This is a genomic window from Rahnella sp. AA (assembly GCF_002834385.1).
GTDB lineage: Bacteria > Pseudomonadota > Gammaproteobacteria > Enterobacterales > Enterobacteriaceae > Rahnella.
Map to the genome: position 1 here is coordinate 218,437 of NZ_PITQ01000007.1, position 25,693 is coordinate 244,129.

Sequence of the window (25,693 nt, forward strand, 5' to 3'; positions counted from 1 at the left end):
ATAATGATTGCTGAAAGTCATTCATTGCTTGTAGCGGCTATTTTGGGTGTTGTTGAAGGGCTGACGGAATTCCTGCCTGTCTCCTCGACCGGTCACCTGATTATTGTGGGTAATCTCCTTGGTTTTACGGGAGATACGTCGAAGTCCTTTGAGGTGGTTATTCAACTGGGGTCGATTCTGGCTGTAGTTGTGATGTTTTGGCGTCGTTTGTTTGGCATGATTGGCCTGCATTTTGGCAAGCCACCGGCTCATGAAGGCACGGGGACGCGCCGTCTGAACCTCGGGCATATTATTTTAGGAATGATCCCGGCGACCATACTAGGTCTGCTTCTGCATTCACAAATTAAATCCCTTTTTGAGCCGAAATACGTCATGTACTCGCTGGTTGTCGGTGGTGTTTTACTGATTGCCGCTGAATTGCTAAAACCCAAAAAACCGCGTGCGGAAGGGCTGGATGATATTACCTACGTGCAGGCGTTTATGATTGGCGTCTTCCAGTGTCTGGCGCTTTGGCCGGGATTTTCCCGCTCCGGGGCGACCATTAGCGGGGGGATGTTAATGGGGATCAGCCGTTTTGCGGCGTCTGAATTCTCGTTCCTGCTGGCAGTCCCGATGATGATGGGCGCGACGGCTCTGGATTTGTACAAGAGTTACAGCTTCCTGACCATGGCCGATTTGCCGATGTTTGCGACCGGTTTCATTGCCGCTTTCGTTGTGGCTCTGATTGCGATTAAAACCTTCCTGGCGGTGATTAAACGCATTTCGTTTATCCCGTTTGCGATTTATCGCTTCTTCGTCGCTCTGGCGGTGTACTTCGTCTTTATTGCCTGATTTTTTATTCAATCATGCAAGAAAAAGCCCCGCCGGTTTTGCCGTGCGGGGCTTTGTTTTTTTATGCGTTCTCAACGCTCTCAGGCGCAGAAAATTAAACCGCGGTTTCCTGCGTTTGCTTCCAGTCAGCCAATGCCTGCGTGCGCCGCTTTTTCAGTTCATCGCGGATCGCCATCCCCTGAAAACCGGCATCCAGCACTTCTTTATTGGAAATGCTGTTCGCCACCCTGAAGGCCTCACGCAAGTAATTGCCCTGCGGGTATGGGTTATTTTCAAAAGTGGTTCGTCCACGGGCATCGGCCTCGCTGGTCAGGATCATCTGTTCAAGGCGCTGCGGTTTACGCCAGACATCAATGGTATCGAACAGTTTCAGCAAGGTTTCCGGACGTAACTTATTCACTGTGTGGATGAGGTCATGGAACTCGGCCACCAGTTTCGCCAGATCACGAATATGTGTCGGCACTTTCAACCGCTGGCAGATTTTTTCCACCAGTTTTACGCCCGCCGGGCCGTGACCGTGATGATGCGGCCAATATTGTGGCGGCGTCAGGCCTTTGCCTAAATCGTGACACAGTGCGGAAAAACGCACGTCAACGTCAGGCGTCAGCGTGCTGGCGATTTTCAGTGTCATCAGCGTATGAACGCCGGTATCAATTTCCGGATGCCATTTCTCCGGCGCGGGCACGCCAAACAGCGCATCGATTTCAGGGAATAACACTTTCAGCGCGCCGCAATCGCGGAGCAGCTGGAAATACACCTGTGGATCCTGCGTTTGCAGTGCCTTTTCGGTTTCTTTCCACACCCGTTCTGCCGTCAGGGCTTCCAGCTCACCGCTTTCGGCCATCTGCTGCATCAGCGCCTGTGTTTCAGGGGCGACGGCAAAACCTAAATGGGCAAATCGCGCTGCGAAACGGGCTACGCGCAGAACGCGTAACGGATCTTCTCCAAATGCATCGGAGACGTGGCGCAGCAGGCGGAGTTCGATATCACGCTGGCCGTGGTAAGGGTCGAAAAGTTCGCCGCTGTCACTTTTGGCGATAGCGTTTATGGTCAGGTCACGCCGCATCAGATCCTGCTCAAGCGTGACATCTGGTGCGGCATAACAGGTAAAACCGTTATAGCCGGAACCCGATTTTCTTTCCGTCCGCGCCAGCGCGTATTCATCGTGAGTTTTGGGATGCAGGAATACAGGGAAATCTTTGCCGACCTGCTGATAACCGTTTTCCAGCATATATTCAGGCGTTGCGCCGACCACCACCCAATCGTGTTCAGACACAGGCAGGTTTAATAAACTGTCTCGGACTGCGCCGCCGACCAGGTAAATCTCCACGCGATAACTCCTGAAATAAGTTAATTCCAACGCATTATGCTGCTGAAAGCCGAGCAGGGCGCTCTGCCTTATCATAGCAAAGTTGTGTGGTTGATTTGCGGATTGATGCAAACACAAAAAGGCACCGGAGTGCCTTCACGTTGAACGAAAAGTTGGAGCGGGGTAAGCGATCAGCTCATCCAGCGATCTTTTTTCCTGCGACGTGGAACCAGATGTGGCAGCACGAGGCCAAGCACCAGGCCCACACCGGCAACGCCACCACCGTACATAAACCATTGTAAAATAATGGTGCGTTGCTTGTCGTCGAGCTGGACATTCACGGCGTCTACTTTCTTCTGCGCAACGATCAGCTGGTTTTTCAGGTCCTGATTTTCTTTCTTCAGGTTGTTGATGATGTTGTCGCTCGAGCCGACTTTCGTCTGCATTTCAGCGGTACGTTGGTTCCAGCTGGAATCAATATTTGTCAGCTTGTCGGTCAGCGTTTTCACCTGTTGTTCCAGGTCAGGAACGCGGGTACGCAGGCTCGGCACATTACTTAACTGGTCGAGAGGGATCCAGGCGGTTTTCCCTTTCGAATCAATAATCTCACCGTATTTGGTACTGTCGTTGACGCTGCGCAGGGTGACTTCGTCACCGGCATTCAGGGTGCCAACAATACGATATTGATTACCCGGACCACTGTGGATGTAGGTGTTCAAATCGTCGGAGATATAGCGCTTCTCATCAGCGTGAGCGCCCCATGTGATGCTTAAACCAAGCAAAGCGAAACCAATTAGGCGTAATTTCTGCATTATTTCATCGTTTCTTTGTGAATTTAGGGAACGTGAAGTGTGGATCCGTTTTATCAGGATACGTCTTCTGGCAACCGCCTCTGTCCGGCTATTGCACTAATTCAGGAACCAAAAGTTGGTGACCGATAGTAAGGGCAACAGTGTGACGACGCAATGTATAAACCGGAATGAGAACTATCTTACAATCCCGCAACATGCGGCTTGCGCGCTGTGCTTATGGTAGAATTGGCGCGACGCGTTAATCCCTTATTGGCAGCAAAGAATCGGTGTGAAGACTCCTATGACCGTAGAAATAGAATTAAAATTTATCGCCACCCCGGCCGCAATCGCCGAACTTCCTTCGCAGCTCGCGGTTTTCAACGCTGAGCACACCGCGCCATCGAAACTGACCAACATCTATTTTGAGACCGCGGATAACTATTTACGTTCGCATGATATTGGTCTGCGTATCCGTGGCTTTGACGATCAGTATGAAATGACCATCAAAACCGGCGGAAAAGTGGTGGGCGGGCTGCATCAGCGCCCTGAATATAATGTTGAGCTGAAAAAGCCGGTGCTGAAACTCAGCGCATTCCCGAAAGATATCTGGCCGGAAGGGTGTAAGCCTGCCGCGCTGCAAAAAGAACTGGCACCGCTGTTCCGCACCGATTTCACCCGCGAGAAGTGGGTGATCACTTACGGCGAAAGCGAGATAGAGCTGGGTCTGGATCAGGGCGAAGTGATCGCCGGTGAGTTGTCTGAGGCGCTGGCCGAAATTGAGCTTGAGCTGAAAAAAGGCAATACCGCGGATTTACTGAAACTGGCGGCAGAAATTGGTGCGCACGGCGGTTTACGTCAGGGCGGTTTCAGCAAAGCGGCTCGTGGTTATCATCTGGCGAAGGGCAATCCTGCGCGTGAAATTAAGCCGCTGCCGGTTTTCAAAGCTAAACCCAAAGCCACCGTTGAACAGGCTATGTCGGCGATGTTCGAACTGGCGCTGGATCACTGGCAGTATCATGAAGAACTCTGGGTGCGCGGTGATAAAACGGCGCGTCTGACCGTATTGCAGGCGGTGGAAACCGTGCGCCAGGTTCTGGTGCTGTTTGGCGGGCTGGTGCCACGTAAAGCGTCTTCCGAACTGCGCACGCTGCTCACCGATCTGGTGCCGGTGCTGGAACAGAAATCTGCCGATGCGCAGGACATTTGCTACAGCGCGACCTACCTGAAATGTAAGTTAGTGCTCACATCCTGGCTGGCAACATCCGGCTGGGCGCCGTTTATCGATGATAAATCGGCTAAAAAGCTGGAAGGCTCCTTCAAGCGTTTCGCAGATATTATGCTGGGCCGTACCGCAGCAGATCTGAAAGAGGCGTTCGCGCAGCCGTTGACCGAGGAAGGGTATCGTGACCAACTGGCCCGCCTGAAGCGCCAGATTATTACTTTCCATCTGTTGGCCGGCGCGTACCCGGACAAAGACGTTGCCGCGTATATTGCCGGTTGGGTCGAGTTGCAGCAGGCCATCGTTCAGCAACAACATGCGTGGGAGGATTCAGCCCGTTCTCACGCGGTGATGATGGATGCCTTCTGGTTAAATGGACAACCTCGTTAATTGACTGATAAGCCTGGGCAAAAGCCCGGGCTTTTTTTTGCAAGGAACCCGATTTCATGCTGCCACTCTCTTCTGTTTTACACGACCACGCCCGGAATGTGCTTGAGCGCTGGCGTGAACATCCCGAAAAGCCCTCTCTTCCCGATGACGCCTCGCTTGCGGTACTGACGAGCAGTGAATTCGTGACGGACAGTTTGCTGGCGTTTCCGCAGTGGTGGCAGGAAATCGAGCAAAACCCGCCTCAGGCGCAGGAGTGGCAACTTTACCGGCAGTGGCTCGACGAATCGCTGGCGGAAGTGGCAGATGAAAACGGTCTAATGAAATCGCTGCGTCTGTTCCGCCGCCGCATTCTGACCCGCATTGCCTGGTCGCAGTCGGCGCAAACCAGCGAAGCCAAAGATACCCTGCAACAGCTGAGTGAACTGGCGGAATTGCTGATTGTCAGCGCCCGCGACTGGCTGTATGACGCCTGCTGCCGCGAATTCGGTACACCGGTGAATGCGGCGGGCGAAGCGCAAAGAATGCTGATCCTCGGGATGGGGAAACTGGGCGGCGGGGAGCTGAATTTCTCCTCCGATATCGACCTGATTTTTGCCTATCCGGAAAATGGCCAGACGCAGGGCGGCCGCCGTCAGCTGGATAACGCGCAGTTCTTCACCCGCCTCGGGCAGCGGCTGATTAAAGCGCTGGATCAGCCGACGATAGACGGATTTGTCTATCGCGTGGATATGCGTTTGCGTCCGTTTGGTGACAGCGGTCCGCTGGTCATGAGCTTCCCGGCGCTGGAGGATTATTATCAGGAACAGGGGCGCGACTGGGAGCGCTACGCGATGGTCAAGGCCCGGCTGATGGGCGGTGCGGATGACACCAGCAGTCAGGAACTGCGCAAGATGCTGATGCCGTTTGTATTTCGCCGGTATATCGATTTCAGCGTGATTCAGTCATTGCGCAATATGAAAGGGATGATTGCCCGCGAAGTGCGGCGCCGTGGCCTGAAAGACAACATCAAACTCGGCGCGGGCGGTATCCGCGAAATTGAATTTATCGTGCAGGTTTTCCAGCTAATCCGCGGCGGCCGCGAACCGGCATTGCAGCAACGGGCACTGTTACCGACCTTGCAGGCGCTGGAAAATCTGGGCTTATTACCGGTTGAACAGGTTCTGCAATTGCGCACCAGCTATCTGTTCCTGCGCCGCCTGGAAAATCTTCTGCAAGCTATCGCCGACGAACAGACGCAAACGCTGCCTTCCGATGAACTCAATCAGGCGCGTCTGGCGTGGGGGATGAATTTTGACGGCTGGCGGCAGTTGCTTGACGCGCTGAATGCACATATGCAGGCCGTGCGCTCGGTCTTTAATGATCTGATTGGTGACGATACGCCCGACGCCGAAGACGATCAGCAGCATTCGCAGTTCAGCAGTTTGTGGATTGATGCGCTGGAGCCTTCTGAGCTGGCACCGTGGGTGCCTCTGTTGGATGAAAATGCGCAGCGCAGTGTTTTGCAGCAGATTGCCGAATTCCGTCGTGACGTCGATAAACGTACCATCGGGCCACGTGGCCGCGAACAGCTGGATTTGCTGATGCCGCGTTTGCTGGCGCAGGTTTGCACTTATAAAAATGCGGACGTCACGCTGCAACGCCTGATGCAGTTGCTGCTCAACATCGTCACCCGCACGACGTACATCGAGCTGCTGGTGGAATATCCCGGCGCGCTCAAGCAACTGATTCGCCTGTGCGCGGCCTCGCCGATGGTGGCCAGTCAGCTTGCACGTCATCCCTTACTGCTCGACGAGCTGCTCGACCCGCGCACGCTATATCAGCCGATTGAACTGACGGCATACCGTGACGAGTTGCGCCAGTACCTGATGCGCGTGTCGACGGAAGATGAAGAACAGCAACTGGAAGCCGTGCGCCAGTTTAAGCAGGCGCAGCATTTGCGCATTGCCGCCGGGGATATTTCCGGTGCGCTGCCGGTCATGAAGGTCAGCGACCATTTAACCTATCTGGCCGAAGCGATTCTTGAAGTCGTTGTGCAGCAGGCGTGGGATCAGATGGTCGTAAAATACGGTCAGCCAGCGCATCTTCAGCACCGTGAAGGGCGCGGCTTTGCGGTTATCGGTTATGGAAAATTAGGCGGCTGGGAGCTGGGTTACAGTTCAGATCTGGATCTGGTTTTCCTGCTTGATTGCGCGCCGGAGGTGATGACTGACGGCGAACGCGTGATCGACGGGCGTCAGTTCTATCTGCGTCTGGCGCAGCGAATTATGCACCTGTTCAGCACGCGTACGTCATCTGGGATTTTGTACGAAGTGGATCCACGTCTGCGGCCTTCCGGTGCTTCCGGCATGCTGGTCAGTACGATTGAAGCGTTTGCCGATTATCAGGCCAACGAAGCCTGGACGTGGGAACATCAGGCGCTGGTGCGCGCGCGCGTCGTCTACGGTGAGCCGATTCTGGCACAGCAGTTTGACGCCACGCGGCGCAATATTCTCTGCCGTCAGCGTGATGATGCGGAGCTGCGTAAAGAAGTCCGCGAAATGCGTGAGAAAATGTACGCGCATCTCGGCAGTAAAAAAGCCGGTGAGTTTGATCTGAAAGCCGATCCCGGTGGCATCACGGATATTGAATTCATTGCACAATATCTGGTCTTACGTTTCGCCCACGATCAGCCAAAGCTGACGCGCTGGTCTGATAACGTCAGGATTTTTGAGCTGATGGCGCAATACGACATCATGCCGGAAGACGAGGCCCGTAATCTGACTCATGCTTACGTGACGCTGCGCGATGAAATTCATCATCTGGCGTTACAGGAGCACAGCGGAAAAGTTGCCGCTGACAGTTTTGCCAGCGAACGCGCGCAAATCCGTACCAGCTGGGAAAAATGGCTGAGCTGAGGGTTTTTATTCGAGGGACTGGCGCTTGTGATATTATCCGGCGCACTATTTCTATGTTTAGTTTTGCCTGTTTTGGAGTCTTGGGATGAAAGTGACTTTGCCTGATTTTCACCGCGCGGGTGTGCTGGTGGTCGGTGACGTAATGTTAGACCGCTACTGGTATGGCCCGACCAACCGTATTTCACCGGAAGCGCCGGTACCGGTCGTGAAGGTGAATACCATCGAAGAACGCCCTGGCGGCGCGGCTAACGTGGCGATGAACATTTCGTCCCTCGGTGCCTCTTCCCGTTTGATCGGCCTGACCGGTGTGGACGATGCGGCGCGCGCGCTGAGCGAGCGTCTGGCGGAAGTGAAGGTAAACTGCGATTTCGTGGCGCTGCCTTCTCACCCGACCATTACCAAACTGCGTATTCTTTCCCGCAACCAGCAGCTGATCCGCCTCGACTTCGAAGAAGGTTTTGAAGGCGTTGATCTGCAACCGATGCTGACCAAAATCGAACAGGCGTTGCCACAAAGCGGCGCGCTGGTGCTGTCAGATTATGCGAAAGGCGCGCTGACGGAAGTGCAGAAAATGATCCAGCTGGCGAGAAAAGCCGGTGTGCCGGTGCTGGTGGATCCTAAAGGTTCTGACTTTGAACGCTACCGTGGCGCGACGTTGCTGACACCGAATCTTTCCGAGTTTGAAGCGGTGGTGGGCCGTTGTAAAAACGAAGACGAAATCGTGGTTCGCGGCATGCAGCTGATAGAGAATTTCGAGCTTTCTGCGCTGCTGGTGACCCGTTCAGAAAACGGTATGACATTGTTGCAGCCGGGCAAAGCACCTTTCCATATGCCAACGCAGGCGCAGGAAGTGTATGACGTGACCGGTGCCGGTGACACAGTAATCGGTACACTGGCGGCTGCACTTGCAGCCGGTAATACGCTGGAAGAATCCTGCTTCCTGGCAAACGCTGCGGCGGGTGTTGTGGTAGGGAAACTCGGGACATCGACCGTTTCTCCGGTCGAGCTGGAAAATGCTATCGGCGGGCGTTCAGACGTGGGCTTCGGCGTGATGACCGAAGAACAGCTGAAAGCGGCGGTCGCGATGGCGCGTCAGCGCGGCGAGAAAGTCGTGATGACCAACGGTATCTTTGACATCCTGCATGCGGGCCATGTGTCATATCTGGCGAATGCTCGTAAACTCGGCGATCGTCTGATTGTCGCGGTGAACAGCGATGCTTCTACCAAACGTCTGAAAGGCGAAACCCGTCCGGTGAATGCGTTGCAAAATCGCATGATTGTGCTGGGGGCGCTCGGCGCTGTCGACTGGGTTGTGTCGTTTGAAGAAGATACCCCACAGCGTCTGATCGCCGGGATCTTACCGGATCTGCTGGTGAAAGGCGGCGACTACAAACCGGAGCAAATTGCCGGATGCCAGGAGGTCTGGGCGAACGGCGGTGAAGTGCGCGTGCTGAATTTTGAAGATGGTTTATCCACCACCAAAATTATCAATCAGATCAAAGCGCAGGACTGATTTTTTTGCGGTTGAATTTCTGATGTTCGCACCGAAGGGCTTATCTGATAAGCCCTTTTCTTTTTGATTTTTCACTCAAAAAAACCAAACGGAAGTGACTCTGTTGTGAGCGGATTAAAACAGGAATTAAGCCTGGCGCAGGGCGTCGGGTTGCTCTCTACCTCATTATTGGGAACCGGCGTTTTCGCGGTGCCTGCGCTCGCCGCCCAACTGGCGCAAAACGACAGTCTGTGGGCATGGCCGGTGTTGATCCTGCTGGTGTTCCCGATTGCGATTGGCTTTGCCGCGCTGGGCCGTCATTTCCCGAGTGCAGGCGGTGCCGCGCATTTCGTGGGGAAAGCATTCGGGCCGCACATGGCGCGCGTGACCGGCTGGCTGTTTTTGTCGGTTATTCCGGTCGGATTGCCCGCAGCGCTGCATATTGCTGCCGGTTTCTGGCAGGCGGCTTTTGGCTGGAGCAGCGAAAATCTGCTGCTGGTTCAGCTGGGGACGCTGTTCGTTATCTGGTTTTTGGGCACGCGCAGCGCGGGATCCAGTGCGAATATCCAGACGCTGATCGCGCTTTTGGTGGTCGCGCTGGTGGTGGCTATCTGGTGGAAAGGAGATATCACGCTGCCTGCGGTGCGTGATGTTTCGCCCTCCAGTCTGTTTGATGCACTGGCCGTGATGTTCTGGTGCTTTGTCGGGCTGGAGGCGTTTGCTCATCTGGCGACAGAATTTCGTAATCCGGAGCGTGATTTTCCGCGTGCGTTGTTAATCGGCATGCTGGTGGCCGGCGCAGTGTACTGGGGTTGTACCGTCGCGGTGTTGAAATTCCATGCGTGGGGCGAAGGGCGGGAGGCGGGCGCGTCATTACCGGGGATCGTGGTGCAACTGTTCGGGGAAAAAGCGCTGTGGGTGGCCTGCATTATTGGTTATCTCGCCTGCTTTGCCAGCGTGAATATTTATACACAAAGCTTCGCCCGGCTGGTGTGGTCGCAGGCTCAGCTGAAACCCGAAAGCAAACTGGCACAGCTTTCTGCCCAGCAGGTGCCGGTCGCGGCGCTTAATCTGGTGGTCGGCTGCTGTATGTTGTTCACGTTGCTGATTTACTGGCTGCATTTACCGCTCGGGGCGCTGATTACCTACGCCAACGGGATTTTCATTCTGATCTATCTGTTGTGCATGATTTCCGGAGCAAAAATCCTGACGGGCCGGTCAAAATGGATGGCAACGCTCGGGGCGGTTTTGTGCTGCGGGCTGCTGGCGATGGTTGGCTGGAAATCGCTGTATGCGCTGGTGGTGTTTGCGGCGCTATGGGGGTTGCTGCCACGGGCAAAAACGGTGCTTCGTTCGCAATAAAACCTGAGAAAAACACATGAAAAAGGCCTGCTCAGCAGGCCTTTTCTGTTTCAGGCGGACTAATGTCTACGGAAAATCAGGCAGGATCTTGCGGTTTTTCGGCTTCGGCCTGCTTGCTTTCCAGTGCCGCCAGACGTTGTTCCAAAACGGCCAGTTTTTCGCGGGTACGCAGCAAAACCTGTGTCTGTACGTCAAACTCTTCGCGATTGACTAAATCCATACGGCTGAACTGCGCCTGCAATACCTGACGGATTTTCTTCTCGGCATCTTCACCAAACTCACGGATCCCTTTTGGCATCGATTCGTGAACCTGGCGGGCAATTTGTTCAATTTTTTTCGGGTCAATCATGTTATTTCCTTTTCTCGAAGGAGGTGCTTTTCCTTAGTGTAATCGCTGACGCTGTTTCTATAAACCTTCAGAGGCACTAAATGGCCAAACCACAGGATTGCTCTGCTCATTTATTGGCGTTATAGTTGCCTTGCTTATTCTCAGGGCGGGGTGAAAGTCCCCACCGGCGGTAAACCACAGAATACCGGAAGGTGATCATAATCCCTTCCACGTGGAAGCCCGCGAGCGCTCAATCCTTCGGGGTTAGAGGTCAGCAGATCCGGTGTAATTCCGGGGCCGACGGTTAAAGTCCGGATGGGAGAGAGTAACGATTCAAGCCGGGCAAAAGTTTGCCCGCTGCGTTATTTTTTATAACTGTAGCACGCCATCTGGCTGCCGCAGCTAACCTCCTCAAGACGCCCTGATTCTGGTAATCCATATACAGAACATGAGGTTATTTTTACCATGAATCAGACCCTACTTTCCGAATTCGGTACATCTGCTGAGCGCGTTGAGCGTGCTCTTGACGCTATGCGTAATGGCGTGGGTGTGTTGGTGCTGGATGACGAAGATCGTGAAAACGAAGGCGATTTAATCTTTGCCGCCGAAAACATGACCGTTGAACAAATGGCACTGACCATTCGCCACGGCAGCGGCATTGTCTGCCTGACCATGAACGAAGACAGCCGCAAAAGACTGGATTTGCCAATGATGGTGGAGCATAACTCCAGTCCGTTCCAGACGCCGTTTACTGTCACGATTGAAGCGGTTGAAGGTGTAACAACCGGTGTTTCCGCCGCTGACCGAATCACCACCATTCGTGCCGCTATTAAAGATGGCGCGAAGCCTTCTGACCTGAACCGCCCGGGACATATCTTCCCGCTGCGCGCGCAGGCAGGCGGCGTGCTGACCCGTGGTGGTCACACCGAAGCGTCAGTGGATCTGGCAACATTAGCCGGGCTCAAGCCGTTTGGTGTGCTGTGCGAACTGACCAATGATGACGGCAGTATGGCGCATGCGCCGGAAGTGATCGTCTTTGCCCGTGCGCACAATATGCCCGTTGTAACGATTGCCGATCTGGTGGCTTACCGCCAGGCGCAAACCCGTCAGGCAAGCTGACTGACCGGTTGTGCGCATTAAGAAAGGCCGCTTATGCGGCCTTTTTGCTATCGATTCCTGCATTTTGTCTGAACCGAAAATCCCCGCTTATTACCTTTGATTTGCTTTTTCAAATTTATTGAACATCTCCTTCACCGTTATCCGGCTGTAACCGCAAGTCAAAAAGAGTACCGTATTGACATCACGCGGAAGGCTGCACACCAGCGCCGTACTCTTTCATTTTTGCGGTAAGGAATTCATGATGACGACTCAACGTATGCCCGCACTTTTCTTAGGCCACGGCAGCCCGATGAACGTGCTGGAAGACAACATTCATACCCGTGCCTGGCATGCGCTGGGCGAATCATTGCCACGACCAAAAGCAATCCTGGCGGTGTCTGCGCACTGGTTTACCCGTGGCACCGCCGTGACCGCAATGGAAAACCCGCGCACCATTCATGATTTTGGTGGTTTTCCGCAGGCGCTGTTTGATAAACGTTACCCGGCACCTGGCTCACCAGCACTCGCAAAAAGGGTGCAGGAACTGCTCAGCCCGGCGAATGTGATTTCTGATACCAGCGAGTGGGGTTTTGACCACGGAACCTGGGGTGTGCTGATCAAGATGTATCCTGAAGCGGATATTCCGGTCATTCAGCTGAGCATCGACGGTACGCAGCCGCCGGAATACCATTATGCGCTGGGCAAAAAGCTGGCCGCGCTGCGTGATGAAGGTGTAATGATTGTCGCCAGTGGTAACGTGGTTCATAACCTGCGGATGGTGAAATGGGACGGAAAGGGCGAACCGTATCCATGGGCGACATCTTTCGAAACGTTCGTGAAAGATAATCTGAGCTGGACAGGGGAAGCGAAAGACCATCCTCTGGTGAATTTTATGGAACATGAGGGCGGTGCGTTATCAAATCCGTCTCCGGATCACTTCCTGCCGTTGCTGTATGTATTGGGCGCGTGGGATGGTGCAGAGCCGATCACTGAACCGACCGACGGGATCGTCATGGGATCGTTGAGCATGCTTTCGGTACAGGTAGGTTAACAATAAAAAGGATAATGAATTTCTTCATTATCCTTTTTCATGCATTTTTTTAGCCGACGATGGTATGCGGGTAGAAACGCGACAGATCCTGCGTGATCAGCGCTTTATCTTCGCGGATGCCAATCCCGCAAGGCTGGTCGTTGACCAGCCAGCTGCCAATTAATGTGTAGCTGCCGTCGAATACCGGCAATGGATGGAACTGTTGTACGATCATGCCTTCTGCACCATACGGGCCGTCAACACGGGCCACTTCCTGGCCTTTTTCGATGACTTTGATGTTTGCGCCTTCGCGGGAGAACAGCGGTTTCACCACGTAATGTTCCAGTTCCGGATGTGCATCTTCAGCGAAATACGCAGGTAACAGATTCGGGTGGTCCGGGAACATTTCCCACAGCAACGGCAGCAGGGCTTTATTCGATAAAATGGCTTTCCATGCCGGTTCCAGCCAGCGAACACCGGCGTCCTCCAGCTTGGTGGCGAACACTTCGCGGAACATAAATTCCCACGGATACAGCTTGAACAGGTTGGAAATCACCTGATCCTGCGTATCGGTAAACTGCCCGCGTTCCCCCAGACCGATTTCTTCTATAAACAGGAATTCGCTGGCCAGTTCAGCTTCCAGCGCGCAGTCCTGCAAATACTGAACGGTACCGCGATCTTCTTCGGTGTCCTGACAGCAGGCGATGTGCAGCAACGAAAAACCGTGCTCGTTTTTCAGCTCGCTAAAACGCTCGATCAGCTTTTCCTGCAAACTGTTGTACTGATCGGCATCCTGCGGAAGATTGCCTGCAGCGATTTGATCTTCCAACCAGAGCCACTGGAAGAAAGCTGCTTCGTAAAGTGAAGTCGGCGTATCCGCGTTATTTTCCAAAAGCTTAGGCGGGTTAATTCCGTCATAAGCCAGATCCAAACGGGAATACAGCGACGGTTGCTGCGTGCGCCATGAGCTGCGGACAAATTCCCAGACGTGTTTCGGGATCTGGAATTTCGCCATCAGCTTGTCATCATTCACCACGCGCTCAACCACTTTTAAGCACATCTGATGGATGTCGGCAGTGGCGTCTTCAATTTCTTCAATCTGCGCCAGCGTGAACTGGTAATAAGCATCTTCACACCAGTACGGTTCGCCATACATGGTGTGAAAATTGAAGCCAAACTCCGTGGCTTTTTCGCGCCAGTCCGGGCGCTCATTAATCGCTAAACGTTTCATTTTATCTCTTAGCCACCCATGCTGCGGCCAGGGCTGCGAGGTGCCGCAGAGGAGCTGCGCTGCATTGAAGTTTGTTTGGCTACGCTGTCGCCAAAGCCACCGCGTGTAATGGTGTTTGTTACAGCTGGTTTCGGTGCCATGGCAGTTCTAGGCACGTTCATGGTGCGGCCGCCTGCGGTTGCCGGGCCGTAATTTTTACCGGTCGCATCAACGAATTTGCCGTTTGCCGGGCTGGCAGGGTTTTTTGAGCTGAAAAGAGGCTGTTGTGCATATGCGCCACCGCTCATCATGCGGCCCATCATATAGCCGGCCATTAATGGCATCCACATGCTGCCACCGCTGCTTTGATTTTCGGCTGATGCAACACCTGCCTGAGCCGGAGCCTGAGTACACTGGCCTTCGCCGAACTCAGCGATACAGTCTTCACGACTGGCATATTTAGGTGCTGTTTTTGCCGCTTCTGTTTTGGCTTTGTTATACGCATCGACGCATTGCGCGCTGCCGGACGGATTGGCTTTCGTACAGTCGTCGGCATTCTGATACAGAGAAACCGTTTCGTCAGTTTTCTCGCAGCCAGCCAGCATAAAGACAGCGCTAACCGCCAATGCGACAGGTGTGATCCGAGCGCTACGCCATGATTTACGGAAGGTAGCCAGGTTAACGTGTTGTGTCCGTTTCATCGTTCTTATCCCATGTGTAGGGCTTTTTTGCCCTTTCCCAGTAGGGCCTAAGAATAGGGGAAAGCGGGTGATTGTTAAAGCAGCGAAGGCAATTGTTACGAGACTTTACAGAGGGGCGTGACGGAGGCAAAAAAAAGCAGCCTTTTCAGGCTGCCTGTTGTGTTTGAGCACTCCGCAAAACAGAGACTTTTCAGACTTAATTCTGGAAAGGATTACCGTTTTTCTTCGTGGTCTTGCTGGTTGCACTGGCTTTTTGAGCTTGTGGTGCGGCGGCTGCCGTTTTATTGCTATAACCGTCTGCCGCAGCATCCTGATCAGGCGTTTCTGGCGCTACCTGATCGGGCGCTGTTGGAACAGGTTTACCCAGAGCGCCATTAAGTGCAAGCAGGTCACTTTCGTTCAGCGTACCCAATGCTGATTTGATATTCAGCTGGTTAATCAGGTAGGTATAACGTGCGCTGGAAAGCTGTTGTTTGGCGTTATACAGCGTGGTGGTCGCATCCAGAACATCAACGATTGTACGGGTACCGACCTGGTAACCGGCTTCCATCGCATCCAGAGAACTCTGTGCAGAAACAACGGCTTGTTTATACGCGTTGATGCTGCTGATAGAGGCAGAGATGTTGTTGAAGGAAGAACGAACGGTCTGCACGACGCTACGGTGTGCGCTTTCGAGCTGTTCGCTGGCGCCCACGAAGCTGTACTGAGCCTGTTTCACCTGAGAAGTGACAGAGCCACCGCTGTACAGTGGCAGTGAGAAGCTCAGACCGACTTTGTTCTGGCCCGCATCGGCGTCCTGATAGCTGGACGAACCGCCGGTTTTATCGCCGTGATATTTGGTGTTGCTGATACCGGTAGACGCGGTCAGATCAACCGTTGGCATGTGGCCGGTTTCCGCATAACGGATTTGCTCACGTGCCAGATCTTGTGACAGACGTGCAGACAGCAAGCTCAGGTTGCGGCTTTCTGCTTCTTTCAACAGCGTAGCGACCGGTTGCGGACGCGTGGTGTTGAAGTTATCCACGTTCAGGGACGACAGCTGTGGATAGTAAACGCCTGTAACCTGACGCAATGCTTCGAGCGCGTTATCCAGATTATTACGGGCAGTCACTTCGTTCGCTAATACAGTATCGTATTGTGAACGGGCGTTTTGGACGTCGGTGATAGCGACCAGGCCGACGTTAAAACGCTGCGTGGTTTGATCCAACTGACGGTAAATCGCCTGTTTCTGTGCTTCGGTATAAGAGAGTGAATCGATCGCACTCAATACGTTGAAATAAGCTGTCGCAGAATTCAGGATTAAGGATTGCTGGTCAGTCTGATATGACACATCCTGAATACCGGCAGTTTTTTCCTGTAATGTCAGGGCGCGCCATTTTGACATATCAAAAAGGGTCTGCGTTAATTGCAGGCTGGCGCTGCCAACATCACTATTAACGCCATTCGCATCGCGGTAGCCATTGGTATAACCATAATCCGCACCCAAACCGAGTTGCGGTAATAAAGGACTGCGGCTTTCGTTGATTTTTTCGAATGCAGCATCCCGGTCAGCAGCGGATTTGCGCAGGTCCGGGTTACTCGTCCTGGCTTGCTGATAGACCTGCATCAGGTTTTCGGCCTGGCTTATCGTACTGAAGCCGCCCAGGCTGAGTCCGATGAGAAGGGGGAGCAGTTTCTTCATTTGCATTCCTTGTTGTGCAGCAATGTTGTTATGTATGGTGGCGCAGTCAAATAAACCAATAGACGCGGATTCTAGCAGAGTCAGGCTAGCGGAGAGGTTGGCTTAACGTGCCTTCCCCGCTGGATGTGCCTAAATCTATCACAAACAACCTTGATTATTATTAACGCATTTTCATCAAACTGACCTCAAAGGACGATAAATTGCCTTAATGAGGGAAGAGGAAAACAATCCATGTGTGCATTCAAAAGTTCACCGGTTAGTTTCGGTAAAGATGATGTAGAAATTATTGCACGTGAGACGCGATATAAAGGTTTTTTTTCTATTATTGCATATCGGTTTCGTCATCGGCTGTTTAATGGGGAAATGAGCGGCGAAGTTGTGCGTGAAGTTTTCGAAAGGGGCCATGCGGCGGTGCTGCTGCCTTATGATCCGCAACGCGATGAAGTCGTGCTGATTGAACAGATCCGCATCCCATGTATTGATTCCAGTGATACCCCATGGCTTCTGGAGATGGTCGCCGGTATCATTGAAGAGGGCGAGACAGTCGAAGATGTTGCCCGCCGTGAAGCACTCGAAGAAGCGAACATTGTGGTAAAACGCTGTAAACCGGCGCTGAATTACCTGGCCAGCCCGGGCGGAACCAGCGAGCGTCTTTCTATTATGGTGGGTGAGGTCGATGCGACAACGGCAGAAGGAATTCACGGTCTGAAAGCAGAAAATGAAGACATCCGGGTACATGTGGTCAGCCGCGAACAGGCTTACCGCTGGGTGGAAGAGGGAGCGATAGATAATGCGGCGTCAGTGATTGCCCTGCAATGGCTGCAACTGCACCATGAATCCCTGAGAAAAGAGTGGGCCAACGAATGATTAAACGCTATACCCCTGATTTCCCTGAAATGATGAGATTGTGTGAAACCAATTTCGCACAATTACGCCGTTTAATGCCACGCACCGATGAACCCGGCGAAACCGTGACATATCAGGTGAGTAGCGCGACGTATTGCCTGACGATCCTCGAATCAACGCGTTATACCTCGCTGGTGGAAATTAAGCAGACTGCACCCGCCGTCAGCTACTGGAGTCTGCCTTCGCTGACCGTTCGTCTGTACCACGATGCGATGGTGGCCGAAGTGTGTGCGAGTCAGCAGATCTTTCGCTTTAAAGCACGCTATGATTACCCTAATAAAAAGTTGCATCAGCGTGATGAAAAGCATCAAATTAACCAGTTCCTTGCGGACTGGCTGCGTTATTGCCTTGCGCACGGAGCGATGGCAATTCCGGTTTGTTAGACAGACTTCAATAACAAAGGAAACGATTTGGAAAGCCTGTTTAAACTGCCTTTGGTGAATGGGGCCAAGGTCAGAATTCTACAGATTACAGATACCCATCTTTTTGCCGGTGAAGATGAAACACTGCTGGGCGTGAATACGTTTAACAGCTATCGCGCCGTGCTGGATGCGATTAAAGCTCAGCAGCGCGATGTGGATATCATTGCGGCAACAGGTGATCTGGCGCAGGATCAGTCGGTGGAAGCTTATCACCAGTTTGCCCGTGGCATCAGCGAGCTCACCGCACCTTGTGTCTGGTTGCCCGGTAATCATGATTTTCAGCCTGCGATGGTTAATGCGCTGCAGGACGCTGGAATCAGTCCTTCCAAACACGTTCTGCTCGGTGAACATTGGCAAATTATTTTGCTTGATACGCAGGTTTTTGGCGTGCCTCATGGTGAGCTGAGTGAGTACCAGCTGGAATGGATGGAACGTTGTCTGAACCAGTATCCCGAACGTTTCACCCTTTTGATGCTGCATCACCATCCTCTGCCTTCCGGCTGCACCTGGCTTGATCAGCACAGTCTGCGTAATGCGCATATGCTGGCGAACACGCTGGTAAATTACCCGAAAGTGAATACGCTGTTGTGTGGACATATTCACCAGGAACTGGATCTCGACTGGTATGGCCGTCGTCTGTACGCCACGCCGTCAACCTGCGTGCAGTTCAAACCGCATTGCACCAATTTTACAATTGATACCGTTGCGCCGGGCTGGCGTTATCTGGATTTATATCCTGATGGCCGCGTTGAGACGGAGGTTTTTCGTCTGGAAACCAGCGAATTCCATCCTGACACGGAGTCGGATGGTTACGAATGAACACCTTACTTTATCTGCACGGATTCAACAGCTCACCCAGTTCCGCTAAGGCTACGTTACTCAAAAACTGGCTGGCAGAGTTTCACCCACATATCAATATGGTGATCCCGCAACTGCCGCCTTACCCGGCGGACGCCGCTGAACAATTGGAAAGCCTGGTGATTCAGCTTGCGGGCAAAAAGCTCGGTATTGTCGGCTCGTCTCTTGGCGGTTATTACGCCACCTGGTTGTCGCAATGTTTCTCCCTTCCGGCTGTGGTTGTTAACCCCGCAGTGAGGCCTTATGAACTGTTGATCGACTTTCTTGGGCAAAACGAGAACCCCTACACCGGCCAGCAATATGTGTTAGAGTCACGCCACGTTTTCGATCTGAAAGTGATGCAGGTCGAACCGCTGGAGTCGCCGGATTTACTCTGGTTACTGCAGCAAACGGGCGATGAAATTCTCGATTACCGTCAGGCGGTGGCCTATTACACCACCTGTCGCCAGACGGTCGAGCCTGATGGGAATCATGCATTTGTCGGCTTTGAACGCTATTTTTCGCCGATTGTAGATTTCCTTGAACTGGCCGCAGACTAACATCGTCAGGGTGACGTTTGCCCCGGATTTATAGCGTCTGCTTGCTGCCAGTGCTGATACCCGCCCGTATACTGTATCGTTAGCCCACAAACCTATGAGCCACGAATAATCAACGATGAGCCAATCAACTTATAACGCGGATTCCATAGAGGTCCTCAGCGGACTTGAACCGGTACGCCGCCGTCCGGGCATGTACACCGATACCACCCGGCCAAACCACCTCGGCCAGGAAGTCATAGATAACAGCGTCGATGAGGCATTAGCCGGTCACGCGAAACGTATCGAAGTGATCCTACACGAAGATCAGTCTCTCGAAGTCATTGATGATGGCCGTGGCATGCCGGTGGATATCCACCCGGAAGAAGGCGTGCCAGCCGTTGAACTGATCTTCTGCCGTTTGCACGCAGGCGGTAAATTCTCCAATAAAAACTACCAGTTCTCAGGCGGCCTCCATGGCGTGGGGATTTCGGTGGTCAACGCGTTATCTACGCGCGTCGAAGTGGCGGTAAAACGCGGCGGCGAAGTGTATGAAATGGCGTTTGAAAATGGCGATAAAGTACAGGATTTGCACATTACCGGCACCTGCGGCAAACGTAATACCGGCACCAGCGTACATTTCTGGCCTGACGTCAGTTTCTTTGACAGCCCGCGTTTTTCGGTCAGCCGCCTCAGCCATTTGCTGAAAGCGAAAGCCGTACTGTGTCCTGGCGTTGAAATTGTTTTCAAAGACAAAGTGAATAACACTGAGCAACGCTGGTGTTATGAAGACGGTCTGACCGACTATCTGATGGAAGCGGTTAACGGCCTGATTACGCTGCCGGAAAAGGCGTTTGTCGGTACGTTTGCCGGTGATACTGAAGCGGTTGACTGGGCGCTGTTGTGGCTGCCGGAAGGCGGCGAACTGCTGACCGAAAGCTATGTCAACCTGATCCCGACCATGCAGGGCGGGACGCACGTCAACGGCCTGCGTCAGGGGCTGCTCGATGCGATGCGTGAATTCTGTGAATTCCGCAATATCCTGCCGCGCGGCGTGAAATTGTCCGCGGAAGATATCTGGGAGCGCTGCGCCTATGTGCTTTCGGTGAAAATGCAGGATCCGCAATTTGCCGGTCAGACGAAAGAGCGTCTGTCCTCACGTCAGTGCGCCGCTTTTGTATCCGGCGTGGTGAAAGATGCGTTCAGCCTGTGGCTGAACCAGAACGTACAGGCTGCGGAGCAACTGGCTGAGCTGTGCATTTCCAGCGCTCAGCGTCGTCTGCGTGCCGCGAAAAAAGTGGTGCGTAAGAAACTGACCAGTGGCCCTGCGCTGCCGGGCAAACTGGCGGACTGCACGTCGCAAGATCTGAACATGACCGAACTGTTCCTGGTGGAAGGGGATTCCGCAGGCGGTTCTGCCAAACAGGCCCGCGATCGTGAATATCAGGCAATCATGCCGCTGAAAGGTAAGATCCTGAATACGTGGGAAGTCTCTTCCGATGAAGTGCTGGCCTCACAGGAAGTACATGATATTTCTGTGGCGATCGGCATCGATCCGGACAGCGAAGATCTGAGTCAGCTGCGCTACGGCAAGATCTGTATCCTTGCGGATGCGGACTCGGACGGTTTGCACATCGCCACGCTGCTGTGTGCGCTGTTTGTTCGCCATTTCCGCTCTCTGGTGCGTGGCGGGCACGTGTATGTCGCGATGCCGCCGTTGTACCGTATTGATCTGGGCAAAGAAGTATTTTATGCGCTGGACGAGCAGGAAAAAGAGGGCGTGCTGGAGCAACTGAAACGTAAGAAAGGGAAACCGAACGTTCAGCGCTTTAAAGGGCTGGGTGAAATGAACCCGCTGCAACTGCGCGAAACTACGCTCGATCCGAATACCCGTCGTCTGGTGCAGCTGACCATCGACGAGAACGATATCGATCAGACGCTGCGCATGATGGATATGTTGCTGGCGAAGAAACGTTCCGAAGATCGCCGTAACTGGTTGCAGGAAAAAGGCGACACTGCCGAACTGGACGTCTGATCCTTCAGGCTGCGCCAATAAAAAATGCCGGATGCTTTGCAGCACCGGCATTTTTTTTACAGAAACCTGTCAGAAAATCAGGCTTTCTCAATAATATGGATCACCACATCCTGCACATCGGCTTTGATGTTTTCGCGATGCTTATCCATATGATCGGCCTGTTGATGCGCCTCGAGGTGCGCCAGGCTTTCCCAGTCTTCCAGCATGAAAATGGAATCCGGAGCCGTCTTACGCCACGGAACCTGGCCATTGAAATCAACGTAGGGTTCATAGCGATGGCAGCCTTTCTCGGCGAGAACGCTTGGTAACAGCGCTGTGATTTTTTCCATGACCGAATCGCGACGGCCCGGTTTTACTTTGATTTCAGCAATAACGGTGATCATAAATACCTCTTTCGCGGATGACTTTTTACCTTAAGCCTGACCGAACACATTTTCAAGGTGAGCGCGGTAGTTGGCAAAATCACGTTCAACATCAGGTTGTTTGATCACATCATTGCACATGAAGGTTGGCAGGGTATCCAGGCCGATGAACTGGTTCGCTTTGTGCTGCGCCAGATAAACGCCATCGACGCCTACGCCATGGAAGAACTGCTCTTTGTCTTCGAACGCTTCCAGTGGCGCATTCCAGGTCACGGAGAGCATGTAGCATTTGCCGTGCAGCAGGCCGCCGGAGCCGTATTTTTTCGAATCGTCAGAACGGGAACGGCCATCGCTGGCGTACAGTTTGCCGTGGCCTTCTGTGAAAACTTCATCAATGTATTTTTTCAGTGTCCACGGCATGCCCATCCACCAGCCCGGTTGCTGATAAATGATAGCATCGGCCCACAGATAACTTTCGATTTCAGCCTGCACATCGTAGCCCTCTTCAAGAACCGTGACGCGCACGTCGTGGCCTTTATCACGCAGAAAGGTAGAAGCGACGTCGGTCAGGCTGTTATTCAGCGCGCCTTTAGAGTGGGCAAAGGTCTTGCCGGCATTGATAATCAGGATGTTGCTCATGGTCTTTTCCTTAAATTGAATTCTGGCTGTCAGGCTGTTATCACGTAGTGTACCCAACTCCGCAGGGTGGAAAAATGTGATATTGCGCACAAGACTATTGACTCAGATGCAATAATGACAAGAAAAGACGTCAGATTTCGCCATCCGGCGTTCTGAAAACCGCTTAAAAATCCCGCACAAACACAGCAACTGTGACAGCCATACGGCAGATGATGTACTATCGCGAACATCATTGCCTCGCGTAAGCCGATACTGCGCGCCTGCGGGGCGAGCTTCCTTAATTTCCAAAAACGATAACGCCACGGGTCTGAGGATTAAACATCAATGAGCGAAATGACTCATGACGGAACAGAGCGTTTAGCACTGCACACGTTTACTGAGAACGCCTATCTCAACTATTCCATGTACGTCATCATGGACCGCGCGCTGCCGTTTATCGGTGACGGGCTTAAGCCGGTACAGCGCCGTATTATTTACGCGATGTCAGAGCTGGGCCTGAGCAATAACGCCAAATTCAAAAAATCCGCGCGCACCGTCGGTGACGTGCTGGGTAAATACCATCCGCACGGTGACAGCGCCTGCTACGAAGCTATGGTGCTGATGGCGCAGCCGTTTTCTTACCGTTATCCGCTGGTCGACGGGCAGGGAAACTGGGGTGCGCCGGATGACCCGAAATCTTTCGCCGCGATGCGTTATACCGAATCGCGCCTGTCGAAATATGCGGAAGTTCTGTTACGCGAATTAGGTCAGGGAACGGTTGATTACGTCCCGAACTTTGACGGCACGATGCAGGAGCCGAAGATGCTGCCTGCGCGCCTGCCGAATATTCTGCTTAACGGCACCACCGGCATTGCCGTCGGTATGGCGACAGATATTCCGCCGCACAACATTCGCGAAGTCGCCGCTGCGGCAGTCGCGCTGCTGGAAAAACCGGGCAGCTCACTTGAAGATTTGCTGGAGTTTGTTCAGGGGCCGGATTTCCCGACGGAAGCTGAAATCATCACGCCGCGCAGCGAAATCCGCAAAATGTACGAGTCGGGCAAAGGCTCGGTGCGCATGCGTGCGGTCTGGCATAAAGAAGACGGCAGCGCGGTGATCACGGCGTTACCGCATCAGGTTTCCGGTGCAAAAGTACTCGAGCAAATCGCCAGCCAGATGCGTGCCAAGAAACTGCCGATGGTTGAAGACTTGCGTGACGAATCGGATCACGAAAACCCGACGCGGCTGGTCGTGGTGCCGCGTTCTAACCGTATAGATCTCGATCAGGTCATGAATCATCTGTTCGCGACCACCGATCTGGAACGCAGCTACCGTATCAACATGAACATGATCGGCCTGGATCACCGCCCGCAGGTGAAAGGGTTGGTGGAAATCCTGACCGAATGGCTGGCGTATCGCCGTGATACCGTGCGCCGTCGTCTGAATTTCCGTCTCGATAAGGTCCTGAAACGCCTGCATATCCTCGAAGGTTTGCTGGTGGCTTTCCTCAATATCGACGAAGTGATTCATATCATTCGTACTGAAGATGAGCCGAAACCGGTGCTGATGCAGCGTTTCGAATTGTCAGATACGCAGGCGGAAGCGATCCTTGAGTTGAAATTACGCCATTTGGCAAAACTCGAAGAAACCAAAATTCGCGGCGAGCAGGATGAGCTGGCGAAAGAGCGCGATCAACTCCAGGCGCTGCTGGCCTCAGAACGTAAACTCAGCACGCTGATCCGCAAAGAAATCCAGGCCGATGCCGAAGCCTTTGGTGACGAACGGCGTTCGCCAATTACTGAGCGCGAAGAAGCGAAGGCCATGAGCGAGCACGACTTTGTACCGTCCGAACCCGTGACGATCGTGCTTTCCGAATCTGGCTGGGTGCGCAGCGCCAAGGGCCACGATATTGATGCGTCCGGCCTGAGCTACAAAGCAGGTGACAGTTTCCGTGCTGCGGCGAAAGGTAAGAGTAATCAGCCTGTCGTATTTATGGATTCCACCGGGCGCAGTTACGCGCTTGACCCGATGACGCTGCCTTCGGCGCGCGGGCAGGGCGAGCCGCTGACCGGTAAGCTCACGCCACCACCGGGTGCAACCATTGAACACGTTCTGATGGCGTCTGACGACCAGAAATTGCTGATGGCCTCCGATGCTGGTTACGGTTTTGTTTGTACCTTCAATGATTTAGTAGCACGTAACCGTGCCGGTAAGGCGATGATTACCCTGCCGGATAATGCTAAGGCATTGCCGCCAATGGAACTCAATGGTGACGATGATATGTTGCTGTCGATTACCGCTGCGGGACGTATGTTGCTGTTCCCGGTGGCAGATTTGCCACAATTGTCGAAAGGTAAAGGTAACAAAATCGTTTCGATCCCTTCTGCGCAGGCAGCAAGCGGTGAAGATAAACTGGCATGGCTGCTGGTGTTGCCACCGCAAGCGTCCATCACCCTGCATGTCGGTAAACGCAAGCTGCTCCTTCGCCCGGAAGATTTACAGAAATTCCGTGCAGAACGTGGCCGTAAGGGAACCCTTCTGCCACGTGGATTGCAGCGTATAGACCGTGTTGAAGTAGATGCACCTGCCCGTACCAGTGACGGTGGCAGCGAAGAATAAGATTGCTGTTGACCCATAAAGCCAGGGCACATTTGTGCCCTGAACTCTTTCTAAGGGAATGCAGTGGCCTGAGACTGTTGTGCAGTGCAAAGATTTTACATTTGTATCAATAAAACCGTTGTGCAGTGTTGAATGAGGCTTGAGAATAGTTCACCGCACAGGGAGCGAAACTGCACAGGTTTCTTACCGGCTTCGGCTGTAGTTTTAAGAGGATGTTATGTTATTTATTTTGCGTCTGATTATCGTGGTGGTTTACTCGATTCTGGTCTGTGTCTTTGGCTCCATCTACTGCCTTTTCAGCCCGCGTAACCCGAAACATGTGGCGACGTTTGGTAAGCTGTTTGGTCATCTGGCACCGGTGTTTGGTCTGACTGTAGAAAAGCGCATTCCGGCTGAAGCGGCAACAAACGGCAAGTGCATCTACATTGCAAACCATCAGAACAACTACGACATGGTGACCGCGTCATCTGTTGTGATGCCGGGTACAGTCACCGTCGGCAAAAAAAGTCTCGCCTGGATCCCGTTCTTTGGTCAGTTGTACTGGCTAACCGGTAACCTGCTGATTGACCGTGATAACCGCGCCAAAGCGCACGGAACCATTGCGCAGGTCGTGGCGCAGATTAAGAAAAAGAACCTTTCGATCTGGATGTTCCCGGAAGGCACTCGCAGCCGTGGTCGTGGCCTGATGCCATTTAAAACGGGTGCGTTTCATGCTGCTATCGCCGCCGGTGTGCCGATTGTGCCGATTTGCGTGTCGAACACCAGCAACAAGGTAAAGCTCAACCGCTGGTCTAACGGCCTCGTGATTGTTGAAATGCTGCCGCCTATCGATACCACCGGTTACACCAAAGATCGTCTGCGCGAACTTTCCGAGCATTGCCGTCAGGTGATGGCGGATAAAATTGCCGAACTGGACGCCGAAGTGGCACAGCGCGAAGCCGCAGCTAAAAAATAAAAGTCATCCCAACGTTAATTAATGCCCGTTGCCATTGATGGCGACGGGTCATCATTTTTGTTTTCAT

General features: G+C 53.2%; 22 protein-coding genes and 1 riboswitch. Of the genes, 14 read left to right on the plus strand and 8 right to left on the minus strand.

The window, feature by feature from the left end; all coding sequences use genetic code 11:
* The first annotated feature begins 6 nt into the window (after positions 1-6).
* Positions 7-831, plus strand: a complete 825-nt coding sequence (bacA, locus tag CWS43_RS17745; protein WP_101078525.1) for an undecaprenyl-diphosphate phosphatase — start codon at positions 7-9, stop codon at positions 829-831.
* Positions 832-925: 94 nt separating this feature from the next.
* Here bacA and CWS43_RS17750 read toward each other — a convergent pair whose 3' ends face one another.
* Complete coding sequence (locus CWS43_RS17750; protein WP_101078410.1) at positions 926-2,161, minus strand: multifunctional CCA addition/repair protein; 1,236 nt, start codon at positions 2,159-2,161, stop codon at positions 926-928.
* 170 nt (positions 2,162-2,331) lie between these two features.
* Positions 2,332-2,952 carry a TIGR04211 family SH3 domain-containing protein gene (locus CWS43_RS17755; protein ID WP_101078411.1) on the minus strand — a complete coding sequence of 207 codons (621 nt, stop codon included), beginning with the start codon at positions 2,950-2,952 and terminating at the stop codon, positions 2,332-2,334.
* Positions 2,953-3,232: 280 nt separating this feature from the next.
* Between CWS43_RS17755 and CWS43_RS17760 the strand changes: the two genes are divergently transcribed.
* The 4 genes from CWS43_RS17760 (at position 3,233) to yjeH (ending at position 10,288) form a co-directional block, all read left to right on the plus strand.
* Positions 3,233-4,540, plus strand: coding sequence for an inorganic triphosphatase (locus CWS43_RS17760; RefSeq protein WP_101078412.1), 1,308 nt, complete (start codon positions 3,233-3,235; stop codon positions 4,538-4,540).
* 56 nt (positions 4,541-4,596) lie between these two features.
* The gene (gene glnE / locus CWS43_RS17765; protein WP_101078413.1) at positions 4,597-7,434 is read left to right on the plus strand and encodes a bifunctional [glutamate--ammonia ligase]-adenylyl-L-tyrosine phosphorylase/[glutamate--ammonia-ligase] adenylyltransferase; all 2,838 of its coding nucleotides are present in this window, start codon (positions 4,597-4,599) and stop codon (positions 7,432-7,434) included.
* Positions 7,435-7,519: 85 nt separating this feature from the next.
* Positions 7,520-8,947 (plus strand): bifunctional D-glycero-beta-D-manno-heptose-7-phosphate kinase/D-glycero-beta-D-manno-heptose 1-phosphate adenylyltransferase HldE, encoded by a 1,428-nt coding sequence (hldE, locus tag CWS43_RS17770; RefSeq protein ID WP_101078414.1) that lies wholly within the window; start codon positions 7,520-7,522, stop codon positions 8,945-8,947.
* Positions 8,948-9,052: 105 nt separating this feature from the next.
* Entirely contained in the window at positions 9,053-10,288 is a 1,236-nt protein-coding gene (gene yjeH / locus CWS43_RS17775; RefSeq protein ID WP_101078415.1) for an L-methionine/branched-chain amino acid transporter, read from the plus strand.
* A gap of 76 nt (positions 10,289-10,364) precedes the next feature.
* On the opposite strand, the gene CWS43_RS17780 is transcribed toward yjeH, so the two are convergent.
* Positions 10,365-10,637 carry an accessory factor UbiK family protein gene (locus CWS43_RS17780; protein WP_101078416.1) on the minus strand — a complete coding sequence of 91 codons (273 nt, stop codon included), beginning with the start codon at positions 10,635-10,637 and terminating at the stop codon, positions 10,365-10,367.
* Between the two features lie 132 nt (positions 10,638-10,769).
* Positions 10,770-10,947, plus strand: a riboswitch (FMN riboswitch).
* Positions 10,948-11,081: 134 nt separating this feature from the next.
* Between CWS43_RS17780 and ribB the strand changes: the two genes are divergently transcribed.
* Both ribB and ygiD read left to right on the plus strand, forming a co-directional pair.
* A complete protein-coding gene (ribB, locus tag CWS43_RS17785; RefSeq protein ID WP_101078417.1) occupies positions 11,082-11,735 on the plus strand; it encodes a 3,4-dihydroxy-2-butanone-4-phosphate synthase in 654 nt (217 codons plus the stop codon).
* 241 nt (positions 11,736-11,976) lie between these two features.
* Positions 11,977-12,765, plus strand: a complete 789-nt coding sequence (ygiD, locus tag CWS43_RS17795) for a 4,5-DOPA dioxygenase extradiol (RefSeq protein WP_101078418.1) — start codon at positions 11,977-11,979, stop codon at positions 12,763-12,765.
* Positions 12,766-12,814: 49 nt separating this feature from the next.
* On the opposite strand, the gene CWS43_RS17800 is transcribed toward ygiD, so the two are convergent.
* The 3 genes from CWS43_RS17800 to tolC all read right to left on the minus strand — a co-directional run bounded on the left by CWS43_RS17800 (position 12,815) and on the right by tolC (position 16,342).
* Positions 12,815-13,975: a glutathionylspermidine synthase family protein gene (locus tag CWS43_RS17800; RefSeq protein WP_101078419.1), complete on the minus strand. Its 1,161-nt coding sequence runs from the start codon at positions 13,973-13,975 to the stop codon at positions 12,815-12,817.
* An 8-nt stretch (positions 13,976-13,983) separates the two neighbouring features.
* Positions 13,984-14,655 (minus strand): DUF1190 family protein, encoded by a 672-nt coding sequence (locus tag CWS43_RS17805; RefSeq protein WP_101078420.1) that lies wholly within the window; start codon positions 14,653-14,655, stop codon positions 13,984-13,986.
* 196 nt (positions 14,656-14,851) lie between these two features.
* The gene (gene tolC / locus CWS43_RS17810) at positions 14,852-16,342 is read right to left on the minus strand and encodes an outer membrane channel protein TolC (RefSeq protein WP_369825881.1); all 1,491 of its coding nucleotides are present in this window, start codon (positions 16,340-16,342) and stop codon (positions 14,852-14,854) included.
* Between the two features lie 225 nt (positions 16,343-16,567).
* Here tolC and nudF point away from each other — a divergent pair, with 225 nt between their 5' ends.
* From nudF to parE, 5 genes are all read left to right on the plus strand, one after another.
* Complete coding sequence (nudF, locus tag CWS43_RS17815; RefSeq protein ID WP_101078422.1) at positions 16,568-17,203, plus strand: ADP-ribose diphosphatase; 636 nt, start codon at positions 16,568-16,570, stop codon at positions 17,201-17,203.
* A complete protein-coding gene (locus tag CWS43_RS17820) occupies positions 17,200-17,625 on the plus strand; it encodes a DUF1249 family protein (protein ID WP_095923552.1) in 426 nt (141 codons plus the stop codon). The genes nudF and CWS43_RS17820 overlap by 4 nt, the downstream gene beginning before the upstream one ends.
* 27 nt (positions 17,626-17,652) lie before the next feature.
* The gene (cpdA, locus tag CWS43_RS17825; protein WP_101078423.1) at positions 17,653-18,483 is read left to right on the plus strand and encodes a 3',5'-cyclic-AMP phosphodiesterase; all 831 of its coding nucleotides are present in this window, start codon (positions 17,653-17,655) and stop codon (positions 18,481-18,483) included.
* A complete protein-coding gene (gene yqiA / locus CWS43_RS17830; protein ID WP_101078424.1) occupies positions 18,480-19,061 on the plus strand; it encodes an esterase YqiA in 582 nt (193 codons plus the stop codon). Before cpdA ends, yqiA begins: the two co-directional genes overlap by 4 nt.
* A gap of 115 nt (positions 19,062-19,176) precedes the next feature.
* Positions 19,177-21,072 carry a DNA topoisomerase IV subunit B gene (gene parE, locus CWS43_RS17835; RefSeq protein ID WP_101078425.1) on the plus strand — a complete coding sequence of 632 codons (1,896 nt, stop codon included), beginning with the start codon at positions 19,177-19,179 and terminating at the stop codon, positions 21,070-21,072.
* Positions 21,073-21,149: 77 nt separating this feature from the next.
* On the opposite strand, the gene CWS43_RS17840 is transcribed toward parE, so the two are convergent.
* Entirely contained in the window at positions 21,150-21,455 is a 306-nt protein-coding gene (locus CWS43_RS17840; protein ID WP_101078426.1) for a putative quinol monooxygenase, read from the minus strand.
* Positions 21,456-21,485: 30 nt separating this feature from the next.
* The gene (locus CWS43_RS17845) at positions 21,486-22,073 is read right to left on the minus strand and encodes an NAD(P)H-dependent oxidoreductase (RefSeq protein ID WP_101078427.1); all 588 of its coding nucleotides are present in this window, start codon (positions 22,071-22,073) and stop codon (positions 21,486-21,488) included.
* A gap of 324 nt (positions 22,074-22,397) precedes the next feature.
* Here CWS43_RS17845 and parC point away from each other — a divergent pair, with 324 nt between their 5' ends.
* Positions 22,398-24,671 (plus strand): DNA topoisomerase IV subunit A, encoded by a 2,274-nt coding sequence (gene parC, locus CWS43_RS17850; protein WP_101078428.1) that lies wholly within the window; start codon positions 22,398-22,400, stop codon positions 24,669-24,671.
* A 217-nt stretch (positions 24,672-24,888) separates the two neighbouring features.
* Entirely contained in the window at positions 24,889-25,626 is a 738-nt protein-coding gene (locus CWS43_RS17855) for a 1-acylglycerol-3-phosphate O-acyltransferase (RefSeq protein WP_101078429.1), read from the plus strand.
* Positions 25,627-25,693: the final 67 nt, after the last annotated feature.